The following is a 22,889-nucleotide window of genomic DNA, read 5'->3' on the forward strand; positions in this document are numbered from 1 at the left end:
GCACATGCTTCAGGTACACGCCCTCGTGATCAGGCCGACCGGCAGTGTGCAGCCCCTGCGGACGTCGGGCGCATGCTTAAGCGCGTGCCCTGGCGATCAGGCCGGCCAGGAGGGTGCAGCCCCTGCGGACGTCGGCGAGTGAGGCTGAGCCGTAGCCGATGACCAGTCCGTGGACCCGTTCGGCGCCCAGGTGGTGGCGTGTGGTGGTGTCGAGCAGGACGCCGTGTGCCTCGGCCTCGCGCACGACGCCCGCGACGACGGCCTTCGGCAGTTCGGCCAGCACGTGCAGCCCGGCGGTGACGCCGTGCAGGGTGGCGACGGGGCCTAGCGTCTCCACCACGACACTGCGGCGACGGGCGTACTCCAGCCGCATCCGGCGCAGGTGGCGTTCCAGGTCGCCCCGGCCGAGCAGGGTGGCCACGGCCTGCTGGACGGGGCCGCTCGTCCGGTCGGCCAGCTCGTCCCTGATCCCGGCGATGCGCCGCAGCAGGGCCTGCTCCCCGACCAGCCAGCCGACCCCGACGTCCGGCGCCAGCGACTTCGACAGCGTGCCGAGCAGGACGACCCTGCCGGGATCGAGGCCGTACAGGGCGGGCAGCGGCGCCACGTCGTAGCGGAACTCCGCGTCGTAGTCGTCCTCGACCACGACGGCGCCCGTGCGCCTGGCCCAGGCCAGCAGCCGTTCCCTGCGGCCGATCGGCAGCCGCCCGCCCATGGGGTACTGGTGCGCGGGCGTCGTGTAGAGCACCTTCAGGTCGTCGGGGAGCGCCTCGACGATCACACCTTCGGCGTCGACGGGACAGGCCACGACCTCGGCCCCCCTGGCGGCGAACACGTTGCGCGCCACGCGGTAGCCCGGGTCCTCAACGCCCGCCCTGGCGCCCGGTCCGAGCAGGGCCATCGCCACCAGGTCGAGACCGTTGCCGGTGCCCCTGGTGACCAGGACGTTCGCCAGTCCGGCGGGCACCGCCCTGACCCGGCGCAGGTGGTCGGCCAGCAGGCGTCTGAGGACCGGCAGGCCGTAGGGGTCGGGGTCGTCGCCGGGCGGCAGGTCGGCGGCCTTGCGCCAGGCTCTGCGCCAGGCCGCCTCGTCGTAGTCGCGTACCCATGGGCTGCCCGGGGTCAGGTCGATCACGCCGCCGCGCGGCGGGCCAGCGTCGGTGGGCTGGAGGGGCTCCTCCTGTGGCTGGGGCGTGGCCAGGGCCGCGTGCGCCGCGTCGTCGAGCACGGCCACGTATGTCCCCGAGCCGTGCCTGCCTTCGAGCCAGCCCTCGGCGTACAGCTGCTGGAACGCCTCGGTGACGACCGTACGGCTGACGCCGAGCTGGGCGGCCAGCGCCCGGGTGGAGGGCAGGCGCTCGCCGGAGGCCACCGTGCCCGTGCGCATGGCGGCGCGCAGCCGGTCGCCCAGCTGGGTGGCCAGCGGGACGCCGAGCTCTCGGGTGAGGGAGATGGGCAGGTCGACGGTGGTGCGCACCAGAAGTGGTCTCCATGAACAGGCTGATAGTGGCTCTAATCTACAAGCCACTCGCCGGGCAGGATGAGACGCATGCTCTCCACCACACCCCGCACCACACTCGGCCGTGAGAAGGTCCGGGCGCGCACCGACAGATCCGACCTCTATGCCGTGCTCGACGCGGGGTTCATCTGCCATCTCGGCGTCGTGACCGACGGGCACCCGATGGTCGTGCCGACCGGCTACGGCCGGATCGACGACACCCTCTACCTGCACGGCTCCACCGGCGCCAGGTCGCTGCGCGCGGGCGGCGGCGCCCAGGTGTGCGTGACCGTGACCCACATCGACGGCGTCGTGCTGGCCCGCTCGGTGTTCAACCACTCGATGAACTACCGCTGCGCCATGATCTACGGCGAGGCCCGCCTGGTCACCGACGAGGACGAGCGGCTCGAAGGGCTGCGCGCGCTGACCGAGCAGATGGCGCCCGGCCAGTGGGACTACGCGCGCAGGCCCACCCGCAAGGAGCTCGCCGCCACCTCGGTCGTGGCGTTGTCGCTGGCGGAGGCCTCGGTGAAGGTACGCCAGGGGCCGCCGAACGACGAGCCGGAGGACTACGGGCTGCCGATCTGGGCCGGGGTGCTGCCCACCCTGACCGGGTTCGGCGCGGCCGAGCCGGACCCGAAGATGACCGACCGATACGACATACCTGTTCACATCACCGCCAGACGGTAGTTCCATACGATCGGGAGCCACCTTCGCCAACCAAGTCGGCGTTCCACACGTCTCATACAGGTGAGCCCCACCTCCTGACAGGAGATCGACATGGCGGCCACCGGTGAGTGGAGTGTCCCGGGCTACACCGAGGCACGACAGCTCGGTCACGGCGCAAGCGGCAGGGTCGTGCTCGCGCGGCACGACGAGTCGGGCACCGACGTGGCCGTCAAGTACCTGTCCGAACGGCTGCGCCACGATCCCGCCTGGCTGGCCAGGTTCCAGGCGGAGGCCAGGCTCCTGGTGGAGCTGCGTGACGACAACATCGCCAGGCTGTGGGAGTACCACCAGGATCCCAGGGGCGCGGCGATCGTCATGGAGCTGGTCAACGGCGTCTCGCTGCGCGCCCTGCTGCGCGAGCACGGCGAGACCGGTCCCGAGGCCGCGCTCGTCGTGCTCAAGGGCTCGCTGCTCGGTCTCGCGCACGCGCACTCGACCGGTCTCGTGCACCGCGACTACAAGCCCGAGAACGTCATCGTCCAGGCCGATGGCGCCAGCAAGCTGGTCGACTTCGGCATCGCCGTACGGCAGGGCACGGTCAACGAGGCGACGGGCACGCCGCCGTACATGGCGCCCGAGCAGTGGGAGGGCGGGCAGGCCACGCCCGCGACCGACGTCTACGCGGCGACCACCGTCTTCTTCGAGTGCCTGACCGGGCACAGGCCCTACCGTTCGACCGAGCCGAGTGTGCTCGGGTACCAGCACATGCACGCGCCGATCCCGGCGCACGACGCGCCCGAGCCGGTGCGCGAGCTGATCCTGCGCGGGATGGCCAAGGACCCGGCCGAACGCCCGGCCGGGGCGCTGGCCTTCGTGATCGAGCTGGAGCGGGTGGCCGCAGACGCCTACGGCGAGGAGTGGGAGGAGCGCGGCAGGCGCAGGCTCGCCGCGCTGGTCGGGCTGCTGGCGCTGCTGCTGCCGATCCAGTCCGCGGTGACGCCCGCGACGTCGAGTTCGCTCTACCAGTCGGTGCTCGGGGCCCGGGTGGGGACCGGGCTGCGCACGGCGCTGGGCGCGGCCAGGCGCAATGTCGGCAAGCTGGTCATCGCCACGGCGGCCGTGGTGGTGGCCGGAGGCGTCACCGCGTACGTGCTGGCTTCGCAGCGCCCGCCCGAGCCGACGGTCAAGACGGCCGCGATCGCGCCTTCGCCGCCCGGCCTGCCGAGCCCCGACGAGGTGTTCACGCCGAGCGCCGAGCCGACGCCCACGCCCACGCCGACACCCACGCCGTCGGACAGCGACCCGGCGAACGGAGGCGGCGGCTCCAGCCCACCACCGGCGACGCCCACCCCGACCCCCACGCCGACACCCACCCCGACGCCCTCCACCACGCCGACCCCGACGCCCACCCCCACACCTACGCCCACCCCGACCCCCACGCCGACCCCGACCCCCACACCCACCCCGACGCCGGTCACGCAGGTGTCGACGCTGGGGCTGGGCGGCCTGTCGGTGAGTGAGGCGGGTGTGGCCTCCTCGCGGCTGACGCTCAGGACGACGGGCACGAAGCCGATCAAGGTGAGCGCGGCCTACGCCGTGTCGGGGCAGCTCGTCCACACCCAGCGGGTGACGCTGACCGGCGCACGCTCCTACGCGCGCACGCTCTCCCACGACCTTGGCGAACAGCCGTGCGGCAAGCCGGTCGCACTGACCGTCACGACCGTGCCCGCGGCCCCGGGCGGCGCCAGGACCGTCGCGCTCGACGTGCCCGCCTGCCCGACCCGCGTGACGGGGATCGACGCCTCGCTCTCGGTGGCCGAGGCGCCGGGCAGAGGCGTCACGGGAGGCGCCCGTATCCAGGCCGGCGGCACGGGCCTGGTCAAGGCCGAGGCCGAGATCCTGCTCGACGGCAAGCGGGTCGCGGCCGAGAGCTACGAGTTGTCGGGCCGCAGGAGCTACTCCGTCTCCCTCTCCCACACCTTCGAGTCCAGGCCGTGCGGCAGCACGGTGAGCGTCGTCGTGCGCGCGGGCGACGAACGCTCCAGCGCCGAGTCCAGGGTGAGCTGCCCGGCCGTCGTCCGAGCCGTGGAGATCACCCGGGCCTCGCTCACCCCGAACGGCCTCACCACCGTCGTCTCGGTCTCGACAGGCGACGAACAGCCCGTACGGCTGGCGGTGAGTTTCGCGGTCGGCGAACGCGGGCTCGGCGCCCAGGAGATCGAGTTGTCCGGCGCGACCTCCTACACCAGGACGGTCTCGGTGCCCGCCGGACGGGTGCCGTGCGGCTCCACATGGACCGTCACCGCAGGCACCACGCCCCGGGCGGCCAACGGCGATGCGACCAGGAGAGGCGAGACGGAGCCGTGTTCTGAGCCGTCCGAAACACCAAATGAGGACGAGCCGGAGTCGGCGTCTATGCCCGTTTGAGTGAAATACGCGATATTGCAAGTCGGATTCAAGTTAGCGCCGCTACGCTACGGTTCCGTCTGATGTGGGTGGGGGCCCTGAGACAGGAGACCGTTATGAACGGGATGCCGGAACGGCATTGGGGGGTCCCCGGCTATACCGAGATTCGTGAGCTCGGGGCCGGGTCGGCGGGCAGAGTGGTACTTGCCCGCCGGGACTCCGATGGTGCCGAAGTCGCTATCAAGTACCTCTCTGAAGAGCTGCGATCCGACATGGGGTTCGTGGCCAGGTTCAGGCACGAGGCCAGGCTGCTCGGCACGATGCGCAGCCCGCACAACGCACGACTGATCGACTACATCGAGGACAGCAACGGTTCGGCCATCGTCATGGAGGCCGTCGACGGCGTCGCCCTGCGTGCGCTCATGCGCTCCAAGGGCCCGACCGGACCCGAAGCCGCCCTCTCGGTGCTCAAGGGCGCCTTGCAAGGTCTGGCAGCGGCGCACGCGATCGGCGTGGTGCACCGCGACTTCAAGCCGGAGAACGTCATCGTCCAGGGCGACGGCGTCAGCAAGCTCGTCGACTTCGGCATCGCCGTACGTTCGGGCGAGAGCGACGTGCCCGCGGGCACACCGCCGTACATGGCGCCCGAGCAGTGGTCGGGCGGGCCCGCCTCGCCCTCGACCGACGTCTACGCGGCGACCGTGGTGTTCTTCGAGGCGCTGACGGGCACCAGGCCCTTCCGCGCGCCGAACATCGCCGCTCTGGCCCGTCAGCACACCTCGGCGCCGCCGCCGATCGAAGAGGTGCCCGGACCGGTGCAGGGGCTGGTCGAACGCGGCCTGGCCAAGCACCCGGCCGAGCGGCCCGCTTCCGCCGAGGACTTCCTGAACGAACTGGAAGTCATCGCGATCGGCGCCTACGGGTCGGACTGGGAGGAGAAGGGCAGGCGTCGGCTGGCCAAGCTGGCCGGACTGCTGCTGCTGCCCTTCCCCGGTGACGGCGGGGTGCCGGACGCGAGCACGTCGCTGCACCAGACGACGCTGCCCGAGCCTTCCGGCCTGCTCGCCAAGCTCGGTGTGAAGATCCTCGTCGGCGTCGCCGTCATCGGTGTGATCACCGCGATCGGCGCCATGGTGCTCAGCGGCGCCAGTGACGACGATCCCGCGCTCACCTCGCAGAGCTCCAAGGTGACGCCCAGCGCGCCGCCCTCGCTCATCGAGGCGCCGAGCGAGGAGCCGTCGGAGGAGCCGACCGAGGAGATCGTCGCACCCAGCGAGGAGCCCGAGCCCACGCCGAGCACCACGACGCCCACCGTCAAGCCCAGCCAGGGCGTGAGCGTCGCACCGCCGGTCAGGCCGAGCCCCAAGCCGACCAAGACCAAGTCGCCCAAGCCGACGCCCACGGCGACCAAGACCAAGACCGTGCCGCCGGCCAGCCCACCGCCCTCGCCCGAGCCGGCGATCACCCTGACCGGCAAGGACGACCCGCCGGCGACGACCAGGCCGCCGACCACGAGACCGCCCACCGTGGCGCCGACGGTGGTGCCGACGCGCCCGACGCCGACGCCCACCCGGACGACCGACACGCCCACCCCGACGCCCACCCAGACCCAGACCAGCACGGACGACACCAACCCGCGCATCACGGCCGTCGCCCTGCTCAGGGTCGACACCGCGCCCGCGGCGTTGCTCCTGTTCGGCCTGGTGACGTCGGGCGCGGTACCGGTCACACTTGCGGTCAAGCGCCGCGTGGCCGGACGCCACCGCCGCAGGCGCTAGCCGACGAGCGGTAGCCGGCCGAGGCACACGGGGGCGAAGGCGATGAACGACAGGTCCACCTCACCCGACTCGCCCAACGCGCGATCGGGACGACACCACGAGCCGTACGGGTCCACCGGCCCGTACGGCGGGGCCCAGCAGCCCGGCGACCCCCACGGGGGCCCGCAGGGCAGGGGCTCCATCTCCGGGTTCCGGCTGACCGCGCGCACGCGTGGCAGCGAACTCGGCCTCTGGAGCGACGCCGTCACGCCCGACGGGCGAAGGGCGGGCGCTCTGCTGTTCGACACGCGGATCGACGCGATTCCCGGTGCGCGGGAGCGCGTCGTCGCGTCGATCGTCGCCGACAGGCGGCTCGCGCAGGCCGGGGTGACCGGGCTCGTACCGGTCGCCGACCTGGTCGCGGGCAGGGCGGAGATGTGGCTGCTCACCGGCCACGCCGTCTCGCCCAGCGTCGGCGATCTGCTCAACACCCCGCTGGAGGCGGGAAGCGCGGCGGCGGTGCTGGTCGAGACCGCCCAGACGCTGCTCGCCCTGCACGCCTCGGGCCTGGCGCACGGCGCGCTGCACCCGGGCACCGTGGTCATCTCCGACGACGGGGCCGCGCTGCTGTCCGAGCGTGGTCTCGCCGATGCCATCAGGGGCACGCAGCCCGCTCCCGCGCACGACGTGGCGGCCTGGGCGGCGCTGGCCAGAGGGCTGGCCGCCGGGTGGGCGAGCGGGTCGCCGCAGGCGGCGGCGCTGCTGGAGCGCGCGGCCACGGCGGCGACCACACACGGCCTGGCCACGGCGCGCGACACCCTGCTCGCCGGGCGGGACGCGCTGCCCGGCGGGTCCATCCACCGCGATCGGCTGGCCGAGCTGGCCAGGCGGTGGTCGGCGCTCGACGTCGCCACGCAGTCGATGGCCAGGCAGGACGAGGGCGACATCGTCACCCTGCTCCACGTGCCCGGCGAGAGCCGTACCGGGCCGCCGGTCTCCGGTGCGGCGTTCGCCGGGGCCGCGTTCGCCGGGGCGGTGGGAGGGGCCGATCCGGACCGGACCCGGGTGGCCGACGACGTGCGGTTCGGGCCCGGCGTGCCGGGCGGGCCTGCCGGGCCGCCTTCGGAGACGACCGCCGAGCAGATCTGGCGCACCGGCAGGGACCAGGCCACGGTGCAGCCGAAGGGCAGGCAGCGGGCCGCGGTCGCGCGGCGGCGGCGCACGATCGTCTCGACGGCGATCCTGGCTCTCGTCGTGGTGGGCGTGGTGCTGGCCTTCCTCTGGCGGTGGTCCGGGCCCGAACTCGTGGTGAACACGGTCTCGGTGAGCGCGCCCAAGAAGACGCAGGGCTGCGGCAAGACCGTCAAGATCACTGCGAAGATCGCCACGAACGGGGCCGCGGGCAGCATCACCTACCAGTGGCTGTTCAGCGACGGCAGGGAGCCCATCGAGCAGACCGACACGCTCGCCTCGGGTACGACGTCGCATCCTGTGACGCTGAACTGGGCGGTCAAGGGCGAAGGCTCGCTCAAGGGCACCGCGACGCTGAAGGTGCTCTCGCCTGCGGCGTCGGGCAAACCGATCTCGGGGAAGGCCACGTTCACCTACAGGTGCTGAGTTCCGGAGGTCCGGCGCCACCTCCAGGCGCCGAGCCTCGGCAGGCGGGTTTCACCTACAAGTGCCGAGGAAGGCGGCAGTGAGTAGTTCGGCCGACAATGCATCGCATTCGGGTTCTTACTACTCTGGCGGCCATGACCACGCAGACCCCCGCAGGCTGGTACCCGGACCCCTATGGCTCGCCGCAGCTGCGGTGGTGGGACGGGAACCAGTGGACCGACGCCACCCATCCCGTGGAGCCGCAGACCGGCGCCGCGCCCGCACAGCAGCCCTCAGGACCGTCCGGCGGCCCTGAGGGCGGCCCGGCACAGCCGCAGCCCGACGCCCATGGGCCTACGGCCCCGCCGGGCACGGGCGCGTTCGGGCCGCCGTCCGAACCCCACCGGTCCCAGGGCGCCTTCGCCGCACCATCGGGGCCATCGGGGCCATCGGGGCCATCCGGACCGTCCACCGCGTCCGGGCCTCAGGCGCCGCCCGGCGGGTTCGCCTCGCCGTCCGGCCCGCAGGCCCCGCCGCCCGGCCCCTACGGACCACCGACGGGCCCCGCACCCTCGGGCCCCTACGCGACGCCGTACGGGCAGCAAGGGCCCCAGACCGGGCCGGGAACGGGCGGATGGGCGGGAGCGCCGCACCAGCCGACGCAGCAGTACGGGCAACCGGCGTGGGGCGGGACGGCGCAGTTGCCGGTGCCCGAGTTCGGGGGCGGGGAGCCGCCCAGGCGCAGTCCGTTGCCGTGGATCCTGGGCGGTGTCGGCGCGGTCGTCGTCGTGGTGGCGATCGTGGTCGCCGCGTTCTTCGTGATCAACCAGACGCGCCCCCAGGCCCAGCCGAGCACGCCCGACCCGACGTTCACCCTGCCGCAGGAGCGGCCGACGGACGAGTTCGAGCCGCCGCCCTCCGACAACCCGACGGGACCGGCCCCCGAGTCGGGCCCGCTGCCCCAGCCCCAGGACGGCAAGCTGACCGACCCCACGCTCGGCCTGTCGTTCGACGTGCCGGGATCGCCGTGGGCGGTGCCCGAGGGCCAGGTGAACGCGGGCGCGGACCAGCAGCAGTGGACGAGCGCGCTGTCGGCCGTCTCCCACCCGAAGTACGACGGCAAGAGCGACTGGACCGGCAGCATCTTCACCGGCCCGCTGCACCCGAGCTTCCCCTACCTGGGCCCGAAGACCCTGCGCGAGACGACGGCCACGGTGTTCACCTACTTCAACGGCTGGGCCTACCCGGTCAAGCACGAACGCCGGATCGTCGACGACAAGGCGTTCAAGGTCGGCGACAGGGACGCCTGGGTCCTGGAGTACGAACTGGACTTCAGCGCCGAGGCCGAGAAGAACGGCTACAAGTGGAAGAAGGAGCGCGGCGCGGTCGTGGTCATCGACCGTGGAGCCGACCAGCGGCCCGCGCTGATGTACATCTCCGTTCCCGACAATCTGGACACTTCCCTTGTAAACCAGGTACTCAAGTCGCTCAGCCTGTCCTGAACTGGGCACTACCCTGGGTTGTACGAGCGAACACAGCTCGTATGGGCGAGGTCGAGGAGCACGTACATGAGTGACCTTCTGGTCTGGATCGACTGCGAGATGACCGGGCTCGACCTCGGCCGTGACGCGCTCGTCGAAGTGGCCTGTGTGATCACCGACAGCGAGCTGAACCAGGTCGACGCGGGGGTCGACGTCGTGATCAAGCCTCCCGCCGAGTCGATCGAGCAGATGTCGGACGTGGTGCGCGAGATGCACACCGCGTCCGGACTGCTGCCCGCGCTCGGCGGTGGCGTCACGCTGGCCGAGGCCGAGTCGATGGTGCTGGACTACATCAGGAGCCACATCCCCGAGCCCAAGCGCGCTCCCCTGTGCGGGAACTCGATCGGCACCGACCGCACGTTCATCTCGCGCGACATGCCCGCGGTGGACGCCCATCTGCACTATCGGATGATCGACGTGTCGTCGATCAAGGAGCTGGTGCGCCGCTGGTACCCCAGGGTGTACTTCGCCGCGCCGGAGAAGCAGGGCGGGCACCGGGCGCTGGCCGACATCACCGAGAGCATCAGGGAGTTGCGTTACTACCGCGCGGCCGTGTTCGTCGCCCAGCCAGGCCCGGACTCCGCCACCGCCCGCCTGCTGGCCGAGGGCGTGGTCGAGGAAGCCGCGAAGGGCGCCGCCGAGGGGTGATCCACGCGTCGGGGGAAACTCGGTGGCGTAATGACTCCCGAACACCGCTACACTTTTCATGTGCTGCTGCGGCGGTGCGCATGGTGGGTGTAGCTCAGTTGGCAGAGCGCCAGGTTGTGGTCCTGGATGCCGGGGGTTCAAGTCCCCTCACTCACCCCATGTCGGCGGCCGGTCCTTCGGGACCGGCCGTCTTTTATTTCTCCCTTATCCTCCGCAAACGCACACATTGAGGGTTATGCTCGCTCTCAACCGCTTACGCCGGAAGGGCGGGGGCCTCGGCGATCTAACCGTCTTCGTCTACGGAGGCTGGATGAGATTCGACGACGCCAGCGATGTTCGTATCGCCCCACGGCTGAGCAAACGCGAGACCGAGGTCATGGACCTGATCGCGACAGGCCAGTCGAACGGACAGATCGCTCAACACCTGTTTCTCAGCGAGAAAACCGTCAAGAACCACGTCAACCGGATCTACGCCAAGCTCGGCGTCGACTCCCGAGTGACCGCGATCGGCGTCTGGCTCGCCCGCCCCGAGTAGCCCCACCGAGCCGCTTCGCCCTGCCCTGTACGGCTCACGCCCACCATCGACCACTGTCCGTAGCCGGCCCCCCACCATCCATCACGCTCCTCCAGCCGACTCCGCCCACCCGCCGTCACGTCGCCCGCACTGCTTCGGCGAACGCCGTGCTTCGACCAACGCAGTGCCACGACACACGCTGCGCCCCGCCGAGCTCCACGCCACCCCGCAAGGCCCGGCGCCTCCCACCGGGCCCCTCCGGCATGCCCGGCGCCCGGCTACACCCCTTCCAGCACCTTCGCCACGGCCGCGACGCCGTGCTCCAGCTCCTCCTCGCCCATGTTCAACGCGGGCCGAAGCCGTACCGACCGCTCCCCGCACGGCAGGACCAGGACGCCCTCCTCCTCGCGCAGCCGGGCGATGACGACCTCGCGCTCCCGCCCGGACGGCAGGTCGAAGGCGCACATGAAGCCGCGCCCCCTGGCGTGCGAGACCAGCGCGGGGAAGTCCGCCTCCAGCTTGGCCAGCCGCTCCAGCAGCCGGACGCCGAGCCGGGCGGCACGAGGGATGAGGGAGTCGCGTTCGACGATCTCCATCAGGCCCTGGGAGCGGACCATGTCGACGAGGCCGCCGCCCCAGGTGGAGTTGATGCGGCCGGAGACCTCGAACACGTTGTCCGGCACGAGGTCGACCCTGCGCCCGGCCATGATGCCGCCCACCTGGATCTTCTTGGCGAAGGCCACCACGTCGGGCTCCAGGCCGAGTTGCTGGTAGGCCCAGGGGGTGCCGGTCGTGCCGCCGCCGGTCTGGACCTCGTCCAGGACGAACAGGGCGTCGTGCTCGTGGCACAGCGCTTGCATGGCGCGCAGGAACGCCGGACGCATGTGGTTGTCGCCGCCCTCGCCCTGGATCGGCTCGGCGATGAAGCAGGCGATGTCGTGCGGATGGCGGGCGAACGCCTCGGCCGCCTGGGCGAGCGCTCTGGCCTCGGCGGCCTCGACGTCGCCGAGATGGATGGCGGGCACGTCGATCCTCGGCCACGCGAACCGTGGGAAGCGATCGGTCTTGACCGGATCGGTGTTGGTGAGCGAGAGCGTGTAGCCGCTGCGGCCGTGGAAGGCACGGGTGAGGTGCATGACCTGCGTGCCGAGTGCCCGGTCGCGACCCGCGGCCTCGTTGCGGCGGCTCTTCCAGTCGAAGGCGGTCTTGAGCGCGTTCTCCACCGCGAGCGCGCCGCCCTCGACGAAGAACAGGTGCGGCAGGGCCGGATCGCCGAAGACCCGGGCGAAGGTGTCGGCGAAGTCGGCCAGCTGCTCGGTGTAGAGGTCGGAGTTGGCCGGTTTGTTGGCGGCCACCTTGCCGAGCACGGCCTGGAAGTCGGCGCCGAACGGGTTCACCCCCAGCGGCGCCGAGGCGAAGAAGCTGTAGAAGTCGAGGTAGCGCCGGCCGGTGCGGGCGTCGACGAGCCAGGAGCCCTGGCTTGCGTCGAGGTCGAGCACCAGCCGGTACCCATCGACGAGTAGGTGGCGGGCAAGCCGGTCGTGTACGTCCATGTCCCCTCCGCATCGAGTCGACAAGCCGTACATCCCCGTAAATTCAGCTGGTCATGCGAAAGGATTTCCGCGAGATCAGACTCTGGAGGCGAGGTTCTTCACCCGGAAGGAGAGGAAGATCAGGGCGATGCCCGAGATGACGGCGAACGTGCCGATCAGCCAGACCAGGGCGAGCGCCCCCGAGCCCGGCCAGACCAGCAGCAGGAGGCCGAAGATCACCGAGAGCACGCCACCGATGATCATCAGCCACTCGTTGGTGATCTCCTTGCGCAGTTTGATCCCGGCCACGATCTCCGCGATACCGGTGAAGATCGCCCAGAACGCGATCATGTAGAGCAGCACGAGCGTGGTGATGCCCGGCCACACGAAGACCACGATGCCGGTCAGGATGCCCAGAATGCCGGAGACGATCAGCCCGGCCTTCGACCCGGACTCGGCCCTGAACCCGGCGAACAGCGCGAAGGCGCCACCCACCAGCGAGTAGGCGCCGAAGAGGATCACCAGCGTCCACACGGTGATCCCGGGCCAGACCAGGGCCAGGATGCCGAAGATGACCGCGACGATGCCGCGGATCAGAATGAGCCACCACGTGCTTCCCCATTGCTCCATAAAGGAGTGATTTCCGAAAGGAAGCGGAGATCAGCCCAGTACGGGGTCAAATCTCGGTGACGCGCACGCCAATCGTCCCGGTCTGCCCCCTGCGCAACCGGCTGCCGAGCATGGTCACCCAGCCGAGGAAGCCGTACTTGCGCTGGATCAACCTGCGCACGCGCTCGCTGCCTTCGGCGTCCAGGAGTTCGGCCCTGCCCTTGACGGCCTCGCCGCGCAGCTTGCCGCGCACGTCGCAGGGCGCGAGCGTCACCTGGGGGTTGTTGCGGATGCGCTTGACCTTGGCCGAGTCGGTCACCGTCCAGAACACCAGCGCCTCCCCGTCCTCCGCCACCCAGACGGGCGTCGCGACGGGTGTGCCGTCCCGGCGGAAGGTGGTCACCGAAACGTACTGCTCAGCTCCAAGGCTCACAGGTGGGAGTAGACCACAATCGAGACCGCGATGTACTGCACCAGGTAGGCGGCGAGGGTGAAGGCGTGGAAGACCTCGTGGAAACCGAACCAGCTCGGCGACGGATCGGGCCTGCGCAGGCCGTACACGACGGCTCCCGCGCTGTAGAGGATGCCGCCGACGGCCACCAGCACGACGGCCAGGACGCCCGCGCCCGCCAGCAGTTGCGGCATGACGAAGACCGCGGTCCAGCCGAGCCCGAGGTACAGCGCGGTGTAGAGCCAGCGCGGCGCGCCCATCCAGAACACGCGGAACAGCACACCGGCCGTCGCGCCGCCCCAGATGACGGTCAGCACGGCCACCCTGGGCACCCCTTCGAGCGCGAGCAGCGCGAACGGCGTGTAGGTCCCGGCGATGATCAGATAGATGTTGGCGTGGTCGAACCTGCGCAGGAACTCGGCCAGCCGGGGACCGAGCGTGCCCCTGTGGTAGGTGGCCGAGATGCCGAAGAGCAGGCCGGAGGTGATGGCGTAGACGGCCGCCGCCAGGCGGGCCTGGAGGGTGGGGCCGAGTGCGACCAGGGCGAACCCGGCGACCAGCGCGAACGGAAGCGCGCCGGTGTGCAGCCATCCTCTGAGTCTCGGCTTGATGAGTACTGCGCTCGTCATGCAACCTACGTTAACGTAACTTACGCCTCCGTAGGTTATGACGTTCGCTACACTTTCCCCCACCCTGCGTCCCCGCTTTGTCCTGACGCCCGCCCCGCCAGGCCGAGCGCCGACGCGCCATGCGGTTCACATGCTGTTGAGGAAGCGCGCCGCGATCGGCACGGCCGTCGCGGCGCCCGAGCCGCCGTTCTTGACCAGTACGGCGAAGGCCAGGTCGCCCCGGTACCCGATGAACCAGGCGTGCTCCCTGCCACCGCCGAGTTCGGCCGTGCCGGTCTTGCCCGCCGTGCCGGGCGGCAGGCCCTTGCCCTTGGCCGTGCCCTCGCGCACGGTGGCGAGCATCATCGTGCGCAGCGGTTCGAGCACGCGCGGCGGCAGCGGCGTCTCGGCGGGCGGGTCGCCGTCGAGGCGTTTGGCCGCGCGTGCGGTGACCAGGCGCGGCGAGCGCCAGGTGCCGTTCTGCACGGCGGCGGCGACGCCCGCCATGCACAGCGGGCTGGCCTCGACCGTGCCCTGGCCGATGGCGTCCTCGGCGAGCTGGTCGAGGCCGTCGGTGGGCTTGAGCGTGCCGCAGACGCCGCCGAGCCCGGTGGTGAGCCTGCGGCCGTCGAAGCCGAACAGCTTGGCCGCCTCGGTCAGGTCCGGCCTGCGCGTGACGACCTGCTGGACGAATGTGGTGTTGCACGACTGGGCGAACGCGCCGACCAGCGTCACCTGTCCCCGGTCCGTGCCTCCGGCGTTGCGCTTGGTACTGTAGCCGGGAATCGTGTACGTGCCGGGACAGGCGAGCGTCGCGGTGGGGGCCAGGCCCGAGGTGAGCAGCGCCGCCGCCGTGACGACCTTGAACGTGGAGCCGGGCGGATACATCCCGCCGAACGCGCCCCTGCCGTCGCCGAGCCGGTCGGCGACGGCCAGGACCTCACCGGTGCTCGGCTTGACGGCGACGATCGCGGCCTGCTGCCTGACCGGGTCGAGCGCACGCGCCGCGGCGGCCTGCACGGTCCTGACCAGCGTGATCCTGGCCTTCTCGGCCGGAGGCGGCTGGAAGACCACCAGCTTGTGCGGCTTCTCCCTCGGCGACCTGGCCTCGATCGCCCACCCGTAGTCGACCTCGCCGACCTTCTGCTTGAGCGCGTCGATGTACGGCTCGGCCCTGCTGTCCCTCGGCACGGGCTCGCCCGACCTGGTGACCAGTTCCAGGGCGGGCACCTCGACGGGGTCGAGGGTGAGCGAGCCGCCGTCCTTGAGCGCGGGGTGCAGTGTCTCGGGCGTCCAGGACACCATCCAGCGGCGCTCACGCACGACGAGCCTGAGCGTGGTGGTGAACGGCCACGAGCCGAGTTCGCGCATCTGCCGGGTGCCGCTGAAGGTCATCTCGGCGCTCTGCTCGCCGAGCATCCTGAGCTTGCCCGGCTGCAGGTCGATCGAGGTGACCCTGAACTCGGTCGAGAACGCGTGATGGCGCTCGGAGAAGTCCGCTGGCGGCGCGGCCACGAGCGAGCGCATCGTGTCCACGTCGCTGTCCTGCCAGGCGTCGAGGTACATTCTGGCCGTGGCGGCAGGGGTGCCGTGCACCCTGGTGGTGGCGACGAAGGCGAAGGTGCCCGCGCCTGCCATCACCAGAAGCGCGACAACCAGCCCAATCAGCCTTCGGCTCCGCATACGGTTCTCCCAGGGACAAGTGCCATGTTCATACCAGAGGAGTCGATCGTGATGCGAGGACCGGCCGAACCGATGCCCGGGATCTACCCGGTCACCTTCGGCGAGGTCGAACTCCTGCGCGACCTCGACCGGCAGGACGGCTGGCTGCTGTGCAAGGACGACGTGCCGCAGTCGTATGTGGACCTGAAGGATCCGACGTACCTGGAGTTCGAGTACGTCAGGCTGATGGCCGACGTGATCGACGTCATCGACGACGGGCCGCTGAGCTGCGTGCACATCGGCGGCGGCGCCTGCACGGTCCCCAGGTACGTGGCGGCGACCCGGCCGGGTTCACGGCACATCGTGGCCGAGCCGGACGGCCTGCTCGTCGACCTGGTGCGCACCCATCTCGACCTCAAGTCGGTGCCCAAGCTCAAGGTCAGGGTGCAGGGCGGCCTCGAGGCGACGGCCAAGATCTGGGACGACTCGACCGACCTGTTCGTGCTCGACGCCTTCTCCGGCGCGACGATGCCGGTGGAACTGGCCACCGCCGAGTACATGGCCGACATCGCCCGCGTCCTGCGCGCCTCGGGCACACTGCTGATCAACCTGGCCGACGGCAAGGGCCTGGCCTTCGCCCGCAGGCTGGCCGCCACCGTGCGGGGCACGTTCAGGCACGTGGCCCTGATGGCCGAGCCCGCCGTCATGCGGGGCCGCCGCTTCGGCAACCTCATCATCGCCGCCTCGCCCACCGCGCTGCCGCTCGACCTGCTCACCAGGCGCGCCGCCGGAGGCCTGACCCAGGCCAGATGCGTGCACGGCGACGCGCTGACGAACTTCATCGCGGGCGCGGCCCCGATCCACGAGGGCGAGGCCGTCCTCGCCCCCGTGCCGCCGCCCGCGCTGTTCGACTAGGGGTTCGCCTCGCCCGCCGCCAGGTCGAGGAAGAGCGCGGAGGACCAGCCGAAGCCGCTGGTCGCCCGCTCGGCCCGGCGTCCGGTGAGCGGGTTCCAGTACTCGTACAGGCCGCCGCCGTCGCGCACCATGGCCAGCGTCCTGGCGGTCAGCGCGTCGGCGGCGGCGTCGTATCCCGACCTGCGCAGGCCGTCGACCAGCAGGTAGTTGACATTGAGCCAGACCGGGCCGCGCCACATGGCGTCGGGGTCGAACAGCGGGTCGTCGTAGGCCACGGTCGGCACCGCGCGCTCGCCCCAGAACGAGGGCGAGAGCAGGTCGGCGACCAGCCGGTCGGCGATCTCGGCCGGCAGCCTGCCGGTGAACAGCGGCATGAGGTCGAGCGGCGTGCGCGTGTCCACCCGCGTGCCGCCCGAAACGGTGACGAAGCGCGAGCCGTCCCAGCGCCTGGCGATCAGCAGGTCGGTGTGCCGCTGCGCGCTGTCGCGCCACCCCCGCGCCTCGTCCGCCAGGCCGAGCGCGTCGGCGATGTCGGCCAGCCTGTCGTACTGCAGGGCCAGGTAGGAGTTCAGGTCGGGCGGCTCGGCCCGGGGCCCGTGGTCCCAGATCGGGCTGTCGTCCAGGCCGGAGGAGTACGGATGCAGGTATTCGGCCAGGCCGTCGCCATCGGGGTCGGAGTGCGTGAGCCACCACTCCTGCGACCGGACGAGCGGCCGGTAGACCTCGGCCAGGAACTCCAGGTCGGGAGCGGCCTGGTGGATCTTCCACACCGCCCACGCGAGCAGCGGCGGCTTGGTGACGGGCACGACGCCGCCGATCGGCCCTTCGGCCGGGGCCTCGCCGCCCACGTGCTGGGCCAGTCTGGCGTGGTCGGACCTGGGCAGGTCGGTGGTCTCGGCCAGCACGCCGTGGTCGTGCACGACGTCGGGCAGCAGGCCGTCCGGCCGCTGGTTGGCCAGCAGGATGCGCACCTGCTCACGAGCCAGGCCGGGATCGGCATGCCGCAGCGCGATGGCGTGGAAGGCGGAGTCCCAGTTCCACAGTCCGACATAGCCGTACTTGGAGGGGATGAGCGACTCCCGCCCCTGGATCCACACCAGGTTCACCGCCAGCGTCCACCACGCCATCCGCGCCCGCTCCACCAGATCCCCGCGTACGGCGGGCATCAGCGCGAACCAGTCGGCCCAGCGCCTCCCGGCCGCCGCCAGCACCGAGGCGCCGTCGAAACGCCCCTCCCCCACGAGCGTCACACAACCGTCGATCTCGGCCGAGCCCTGCGCCCAGACCGCACGCGCGCCCGTCCCGACCAGGACCAGTGTGTCCGCGTCCGCGAAGGCCAGGCGCACGCCGCCGTCGAACTCCACGTACTCGGGCAGGGCAAGCCGTACGGGCAGCTCGCGCTCGCCGTCGAAGAGCCGCAGGCCCGACAGCAGGGTCGCGTCGGCCAGGCGGGTCTCGTACAGGGCCTGGGCGACGCTCAGCGAGCCGTCTTCGGCGGCCACCACCAGCAGCCGGGAGCCGCGGTCGGTGAACGGCCTCTCCACCAGGTCGAGCATGGGTCAGCGACCTCCAAGGCCGGATGCGGCCATCGAGTTGATGATCTTCCGTTGACCGATCAGGAACGCGATCAGCGTCGGCACGACCGAGATCGCCGAAGCGGCCAGGATGAGGCCGTAGTCGATCGCGGAGCGCTCACCGGAGAACTGGGCCAGCAGCAGCGGCACGGTGGCCAGCTCGGCCGAGTTCAGGAAGATCAGCGGGAAGAAGAAGGAGTTCCACGAGGCCAGGAAGGCGATGATGCCGAGCGCGCCCATCCCGGGCCTGATGTTGGGCAGCACCACGCTCCAGAAGATGCGCCAGCGATTGGCCCCGTCGATCTTGGCCGCCTCCTCCAGCTCGATGGGCACCGCCCTGATGAACTGGCGCAGCAGGAAGACCGCGAACGGATTGACGATCGTCGGCACGATGAGCGCCAGATGCGAGTCCACCCAGCCGAACTTGGCCAGCATGATGTAGAGCGGCACGATCGTGACCTGCGCCGGCACCATCTGGGTGGCCAGGAACAGCACGAACAGCACGCCCGAGCCCCTGAACCTGATCCTGGCGAAGGCATAGGCGGCCATCGCCGAGGTGAGCAGCGTCAGCGCCACATTGACGACGGCGATGTAGAGGCTGTTCCAGTACGCCCGGCCGAAGGGCATCTTCGACAGCGCCTCGGGATAGTTCTCCGCACGCCAGGGGTTGGGCAGCCAGTCGAGCGGGTTGTTCAGCATCTGGTGCACCCCCTTGAAGGAGGTGAGCGCCATCCAGACGAAGGGGAACAGCATCGCCAGCCCGCCGAGCAGCAGCGCGGCATGCAGGGCTACCTGTCGGTTACGCATCTCGCGCCCCTCAGGAGTCGTAGTGGACGAGGCGCTTTTGCGCCGCGAACTGGACGAGGGTGACGATCAGCGTCATGACCAGCAGCAGCAGGGCGGCGGCGCTGCTCATACCGAACTCGAACTTCTTGAAGCCGAGGTCGTAGACCTGGTAGACGATCGTGCGCGCGCCCTCGTTGGAGTCCGGGTCGACCAGCACGTAGATGAGGTCGAAGGCCTGGAAGGAGCTGATCACCGCGACGATGGTGGAGAAGAAGATCGTCGGGGAGAGCATCGGCAGCGTCACCGAGCGGAAGATCCGCCAGGCCCCGGCGCCGTCGATCCTGGCCGCCTCCGTCAGGCCCGGCGGGATCGTCTGCAGCCCGGCCAGGAAGATGACGACATTCAGCCCGAGCGACGACCAGATGGTCACGGCCGAGATGGCGACGATCACCCAGCTCGTGTCGCCGAGCCAGTCGGGCCCCTCGACGCCGAGCAGCGAGCGCAGGGTGTTGTTCAGCACGCCGTTCTCGTCACCGGCCAGGATGACCTGCCAGATCAGCGCGACGGCCACCGAACTGGTGACCACCGGCATGAAGTACAGCACCCGGTAGACGTTGCTGCCCTTGATGGTGTTCAGGGCGACCGCGATGAGCACCGCGAGCGTCAGGCCGACGGGCACCGTGACGAAGGTGATCTTCACCGTGTTCCACACGGCCAGCCCGAACTCCCGGTCCGACAGCTGCGCCGCGAAGTTGTCGAACCCGACGAACGACATCTCGCCGAGGCCGTCCCAGTCGGTGAAAGCCAGCACGAAGGCGAAGCCCAGCGGGAACAGCAGGAACACCACCAGGCCCGCGACCTGCGGCCCGAGGAACAGGGCGGCCCACCAGCCGTCCCGGGACCGCACGCCGCGAGCGGCGTGGCGTGCGGTCTCCGGGGGGCGGACCTCTTTGGCGAGGACGGCCATCGTCAGGCCATCGCACTCTCGACGAGCTTGTTCAGCTCGGCCATGCCCTCGTCGAAGCCGATCTTGCCGGTCCAGACCTTGAGCAGGTGCTCGTTGATCTCGGCCGTGAGACCGGGCACCGCGACCTCTTCGGGGAAGTTGGCGAAGCCGCTGTCACGCACGTCGATGAACGTCTGCGCGTGCGCCGGGTAGCCGTTGAGCACGACCGCCTCCGCGCCCTTGATCGACGGCACCGCGCCGCCGCCCTTCAGGCGGATGGCTTGGCCCTCCTTGGAGACGAACTCCGTCAGGAAGGTGAAGGCCTCCTTCGGCAGCTTGGTGTCCTTGTTCAGCGCCAGGTACGAGGCGGCCACGGCACCCGGCATCGGCGCACCGGTCTCGGAGGGGAAGGGCACGATGTCGTAGTTGTCGAGGTCGCCGCCCTTCTTGATGGAGTCGATCACCCAGCGGCCGCCGGCATAGAAGCCGACCTTGTGCTTGAGCATCTGGGTGCTGGCGCCGTTGCTCGCGGGCAGCACGTCGGCCGACAGGAACGTCTTGTCGGCATAGCCCTTGGCCAGGGTCTGCAAGGCCTGGAGCGACTTGGGGTCGGTGGTGGCGACGAACTTGCCGCCGTCCCAGACCTTGCCGCCGAAACCGCCGATGACGCTGTAGGTGGAGCCGTACCAGTTCCAGAAGATGGAGCCGCCCTTGCCCGCGGCCTTGAGCTTGGCGTTCATGTCGAGGTACTTGGCCATCGTCCACTGGCCCGCCTCGTTGAGCGCGGCCGGGTCCTCGGTGATGCCGGCTTCCTTGAGCGCCTTCTTGTCGAACCAGAGGACCTCGGGGTTGGTGTCGTTCGGGACGCCGTAGATCTGGCCGTCCTTCTTGGCGCCGCCGTACACGCCTTCGAAGAAGTCCTCGGGCTTGCTCTTGGAGTCGGCGCCCGCGAGCTTGTCGTTGAGCGGGCTGAGCACGCCCGCCGAGACGAACTTGCCGACGTTGTCGTCGCCGACGAAGAAGACGTCGGGCGCGGTCTTGCTGGTGAGCTGGGTGAGGAGCTTGGGGTGGTAGTCGGAGTACTTCGGCACCGACTCCAGCTTCAGCTTGATGTTGGGGTACCTCTTCTCGAAGTCCTTGGTGAACTCCTCGTACAGCTTCACGTCGTCGGCCGAGCCCCAGGTGGACCAGCGGACGGTCACGGGACCGCCGCCGCCCGCCTGGGCGCCGTCGCCGGTCCCCGGCACGCCGGGTGCGGCGCCGCCGCCGCTGCAGGCCGCCATGGCCGTGGTGGCCGCCGCGAGGGTGAGTACGGCAATAGCGCGCTTCATCACAACTCCTTACAAGGGGGGTGTAGGTCGTACAGGTCAGGCGAGTCCGCCGCCGTCGACCACGAGGGCCGCGCCGGTGATGTAGCTGGCGGCGTCGCTCGCCAGGAAGAGCACGGCCTGGGCGATCTCTTCTGGAGTGCCCGCCCTGCCCATCGGACGGTCGGCCGCGTCGGCCGCGAACGCCGTCCAGTCCTCCTCAAGCTGGCGCGCTTCCTCGCGGAGCATGGGAGTGTCGGTGTCGCCGGGGTTGACGGAGTTCACCCTGATCCCGGCCTTGGTGTGGTCGATGGCCAGCGCCCTGGTCATATTGACGACGGCGGCCTTGGAGGCGCAGTAGGAGATCGCGTTGCCGCCGCCCTTCAGGCCCCAGCCGGAGCCGGTGTTGACGATCGAGCCGCCGTCCTTCATGGCGGGGATCGCGTGCTTGCACATGAGGTAGACCGAGCGCACGTTGACCGCCATGACCCGGTCCCACTCGTCGGCCTCGATGTCGAGCACGGTGGTGCGGCGGATGATGCCCGCATTGTTGAACAGCACGTCCAGGCGGCCGAAGCCGTCGAGCGCCGCCCGGACGATCCGGCGGCAGTCGGCGTCGTCGGACACGTCGGCCCGGACGGCGATGGCCGCCTCGCCGATCTCCAGCGCGGTCTTCTCCGCACCGGGGCCGTCGATGTCGGCGACGACCACCCGGGCGCCCTCCTGGGCGAACAGCAGGGCGGTGGCCTTGCCGATGCCGGAGGCGCCGCCGGTGACGATCGCCACCTTGCCCGTCAACTTGCCCGTCACCATCGTCATGTCTATTCGCTTCCTGAGATTCGGTAGAAGGCGCTCTCCCGGTAACCGGTGATCACCTCGGCGTGGCCGCTGAGCCGTTCGTCGGTCGCCCGGTCGCCGGTGTCGGCCAGCAACGGCCTGCCGTGCAGGGCGGCCAGCTTCTGCTGGGTGGCGAGCACCAGCAGGCCGCCGACACGGGCGAGCACGCGGGGCGAGAGCTGCTGATTGCCACGGCCGAGCACGAAGCCCTGTCCGCCGATCACCGAGACGACCGCGACCGCGCCGCCGGCCTCGACCGGCTCCAGCAGGGCGAGCAGCTCCCGCTCACCGGCGTCGGCGGCGAGCAGTTCGCCGTCGGCCACGACGTCGACGCCCAGCAGGGTGGTGGCCAGGCCCAGCTCCCTGCCGACCGCCATCGTGGTCGCGCCCGGTCCCAGCAGGTACCGCACGCCCGGCCGCATCCTGGCGACCACCTCGCGGGCGATCGACTCGGCCGAGCCGGGCTCGGCGTGCGAGGAGCCGGTCTTGCGGCCCGACAGCCTCGCCCTGGCGGCGGGGACCCTGAGCGTGCCGTACAGGCGGGGGCTGACCCTGCCCCGGCGGTAGAGCTCCTCGTCGAGGTCCACCACCTCTGCCTCGGTCGTCTCGCCGGTGAACTCGGCCGCCAGGGCGCCCGCCGCGGCCGGGCCGAGTGCGAAGCAGCCCGAGTAGACCTTCACGCCCGCGGGCACGCCCAGCACCACGGGGGCGCGCTCGCCGAGCTCACGCACGGCGTCGAGCACGTCCCTCGCGGTGCCGTCGCCCCCGGCGAACAGCAGCAGGTCGACGTCGGCCAGCTCGCGCACGGCCGCCTTCGTCTCCTCGGGCGAGCACCGCGCACCGGCCTCGCGCACGACGGCGTCCGGCCTGAGCCTGCTCAGCGCGGCAAGCGCCTGGGCCGCGCGCTCGGCCGACCTGGGCCGTGCGCCCCTGGCCCTGGCCTCGGCCTGGACCTCGGCGCCGTCGCTGCCTTTGAGGCCCACGCTGCCGCCGAGCCCCGCGACGGGGTTCACGACCAGACCGACGGTAAGCA

At 70.8% G+C, this 22,889-nt stretch carries 20 protein-coding genes and 1 tRNA gene; 9 read left to right on the top strand and 12 right to left on the bottom strand.

From position 1 onward, the window contains the following. Nucleotides 1-76 precede the first annotated feature (76 nt). Nucleotides 77-1,480 carry a MocR-like pyridoxine biosynthesis transcription factor PdxR gene (gene pdxR, locus ACTWNK_RS35300; protein ID WP_474311076.1) on the bottom strand — a complete coding sequence of 468 codons (1,404 nt, stop codon included), beginning with the start codon at nt 1,478-1,480 and terminating at the stop codon, nt 77-79. Nucleotides 1,481-1,549: 69 nt separating this feature from the next. On the opposite strand from pdxR, the gene ACTWNK_RS35305 reads away from it, so the two are divergent. The 8 genes from ACTWNK_RS35305 to ACTWNK_RS35340 all read left to right on the top strand — a co-directional run bounded on the left by ACTWNK_RS35305 (nt 1,550) and on the right by ACTWNK_RS35340 (nt 10,650). Beyond that, nucleotides 1,550-2,188, top strand: a complete 639-nt coding sequence (locus tag ACTWNK_RS35305) for a pyridoxamine 5'-phosphate oxidase family protein (RefSeq protein WP_474309253.1) — start codon at nt 1,550-1,552, stop codon at nt 2,186-2,188. A gap of 90 nt (nt 2,189-2,278) precedes the next feature. Beyond that, nucleotides 2,279-4,594 (top strand): serine/threonine-protein kinase, encoded by a 2,316-nt coding sequence (locus tag ACTWNK_RS35310; RefSeq protein ID WP_474309254.1) that lies wholly within the window; start codon nt 2,279-2,281, stop codon nt 4,592-4,594. Between the two features lie 104 nt (nt 4,595-4,698). Beyond that, on the top strand, nt 4,699-6,351 hold the full coding sequence (locus ACTWNK_RS35315) for a serine/threonine-protein kinase (protein ID WP_474311077.1): 1,653 nt from the start codon (nt 4,699-4,701) through the stop codon (nt 6,349-6,351). Between the two features lie 42 nt (nt 6,352-6,393). Continuing rightward, nucleotides 6,394-7,947: a protein kinase family protein gene (locus ACTWNK_RS35320; RefSeq protein WP_474309255.1), complete on the top strand. Its 1,554-nt coding sequence runs from the start codon at nt 6,394-6,396 to the stop codon at nt 7,945-7,947. A 134-nt stretch (nt 7,948-8,081) separates the two neighbouring features. Beyond that, complete coding sequence (locus ACTWNK_RS35325) at nt 8,082-9,428, top strand: DUF2510 domain-containing protein (protein WP_474309256.1); 1,347 nt, start codon at nt 8,082-8,084, stop codon at nt 9,426-9,428. 66 nt (nt 9,429-9,494) lie between these two features. Then, on the top strand, nt 9,495-10,115 hold the full coding sequence (gene orn, locus ACTWNK_RS35330) for an oligoribonuclease (RefSeq protein ID WP_474309257.1): 621 nt from the start codon (nt 9,495-9,497) through the stop codon (nt 10,113-10,115). Nucleotides 10,116-10,198: 83 nt separating this feature from the next. Further along, nucleotides 10,199-10,274: transfer RNA gene (locus ACTWNK_RS35335), tRNA-His, on the top strand. A 151-nt stretch (nt 10,275-10,425) separates the two neighbouring features. Continuing rightward, nucleotides 10,426-10,650 carry a helix-turn-helix domain-containing protein gene (locus tag ACTWNK_RS35340; protein WP_474309258.1) on the top strand — a complete coding sequence of 75 codons (225 nt, stop codon included), beginning with the start codon at nt 10,426-10,428 and terminating at the stop codon, nt 10,648-10,650. Nucleotides 10,651-10,907: 257 nt separating this feature from the next. Here ACTWNK_RS35340 and lat read toward each other — a convergent pair whose 3' ends face one another. From lat to ACTWNK_RS35365, 5 genes are all read right to left on the bottom strand, one after another. Next, nucleotides 10,908-12,182: an L-lysine 6-transaminase gene (gene lat / locus ACTWNK_RS35345; RefSeq protein ID WP_474309259.1), complete on the bottom strand. Its 1,275-nt coding sequence runs from the start codon at nt 12,180-12,182 to the stop codon at nt 10,908-10,910. A gap of 75 nt (nt 12,183-12,257) precedes the next feature. Beyond that, nucleotides 12,258-12,791 (bottom strand): HdeD family acid-resistance protein, encoded by a 534-nt coding sequence (locus tag ACTWNK_RS35350; protein WP_474309260.1) that lies wholly within the window; start codon nt 12,789-12,791, stop codon nt 12,258-12,260. A 46-nt stretch (nt 12,792-12,837) separates the two neighbouring features. After that, nucleotides 12,838-13,203 carry a PPOX class F420-dependent oxidoreductase gene (locus ACTWNK_RS35355; RefSeq protein WP_474309261.1) on the bottom strand — a complete coding sequence of 122 codons (366 nt, stop codon included), beginning with the start codon at nt 13,201-13,203 and terminating at the stop codon, nt 12,838-12,840. Then, nucleotides 13,200-13,850: a PAQR family membrane homeostasis protein TrhA gene (gene trhA, locus ACTWNK_RS35360; protein WP_474309262.1), complete on the bottom strand. Its 651-nt coding sequence runs from the start codon at nt 13,848-13,850 to the stop codon at nt 13,200-13,202. Before trhA ends, ACTWNK_RS35355 begins: the two co-directional genes overlap by 4 nt. A 126-nt stretch (nt 13,851-13,976) precedes the next feature. Continuing rightward, entirely contained in the window at nt 13,977-15,467 is a 1,491-nt protein-coding gene (locus ACTWNK_RS35365) for a penicillin-binding transpeptidase domain-containing protein (RefSeq protein ID WP_474309263.1), read from the bottom strand. A 96-nt stretch (nt 15,468-15,563) separates the two neighbouring features. Here ACTWNK_RS35365 and ACTWNK_RS35370 point away from each other — a divergent pair, with 96 nt between their 5' ends. After that, nucleotides 15,564-16,406, top strand: a complete 843-nt coding sequence (locus ACTWNK_RS35370) for a spermidine synthase (RefSeq protein WP_474311078.1) — start codon at nt 15,564-15,566, stop codon at nt 16,404-16,406. On the opposite strand, the gene ACTWNK_RS35375 is transcribed toward ACTWNK_RS35370, so the two are convergent. The 6 genes from ACTWNK_RS35375 to ACTWNK_RS35400 form a co-directional block, all read right to left on the bottom strand. Continuing rightward, the gene (locus ACTWNK_RS35375; protein ID WP_474309264.1) at nt 16,403-17,962 is read right to left on the bottom strand and encodes an amylo-alpha-1,6-glucosidase; all 1,560 of its coding nucleotides are present in this window, start codon (nt 17,960-17,962) and stop codon (nt 16,403-16,405) included. The two genes, ACTWNK_RS35370 and ACTWNK_RS35375, sit on opposite strands and share 4 nt — an antisense overlap. A gap of 3 nt (nt 17,963-17,965) precedes the next feature. After that, the gene (locus ACTWNK_RS35380; protein WP_474309265.1) at nt 17,966-18,787 is read right to left on the bottom strand and encodes a carbohydrate ABC transporter permease; all 822 of its coding nucleotides are present in this window, start codon (nt 18,785-18,787) and stop codon (nt 17,966-17,968) included. Nucleotides 18,788-18,797: 10 nt separating this feature from the next. Further along, complete coding sequence (locus tag ACTWNK_RS35385) at nt 18,798-19,673, bottom strand: carbohydrate ABC transporter permease (protein ID WP_474309266.1); 876 nt, start codon at nt 19,671-19,673, stop codon at nt 18,798-18,800. 62 nt (nt 19,674-19,735) lie between these two features. Then, nucleotides 19,736-21,043: an ABC transporter substrate-binding protein gene (locus ACTWNK_RS35390; RefSeq protein WP_474309267.1), complete on the bottom strand. Its 1,308-nt coding sequence runs from the start codon at nt 21,041-21,043 to the stop codon at nt 19,736-19,738. 36 nt (nt 21,044-21,079) lie between these two features. Further along, complete coding sequence (locus tag ACTWNK_RS35395) at nt 21,080-21,838, bottom strand: SDR family NAD(P)-dependent oxidoreductase (RefSeq protein ID WP_474309268.1); 759 nt, start codon at nt 21,836-21,838, stop codon at nt 21,080-21,082. 2 nt (nt 21,839-21,840) lie between these two features. Then, complete coding sequence (locus ACTWNK_RS35400) at nt 21,841-22,869, bottom strand: ATP-NAD kinase family protein (RefSeq protein WP_474309269.1); 1,029 nt, start codon at nt 22,867-22,869, stop codon at nt 21,841-21,843. Between the last annotated feature and the right edge of the window lie 20 nt (nt 22,870-22,889).

The sequence above is a fragment of the Nonomuraea sp. IBHARD001 genome (assembly GCF_056106265.1).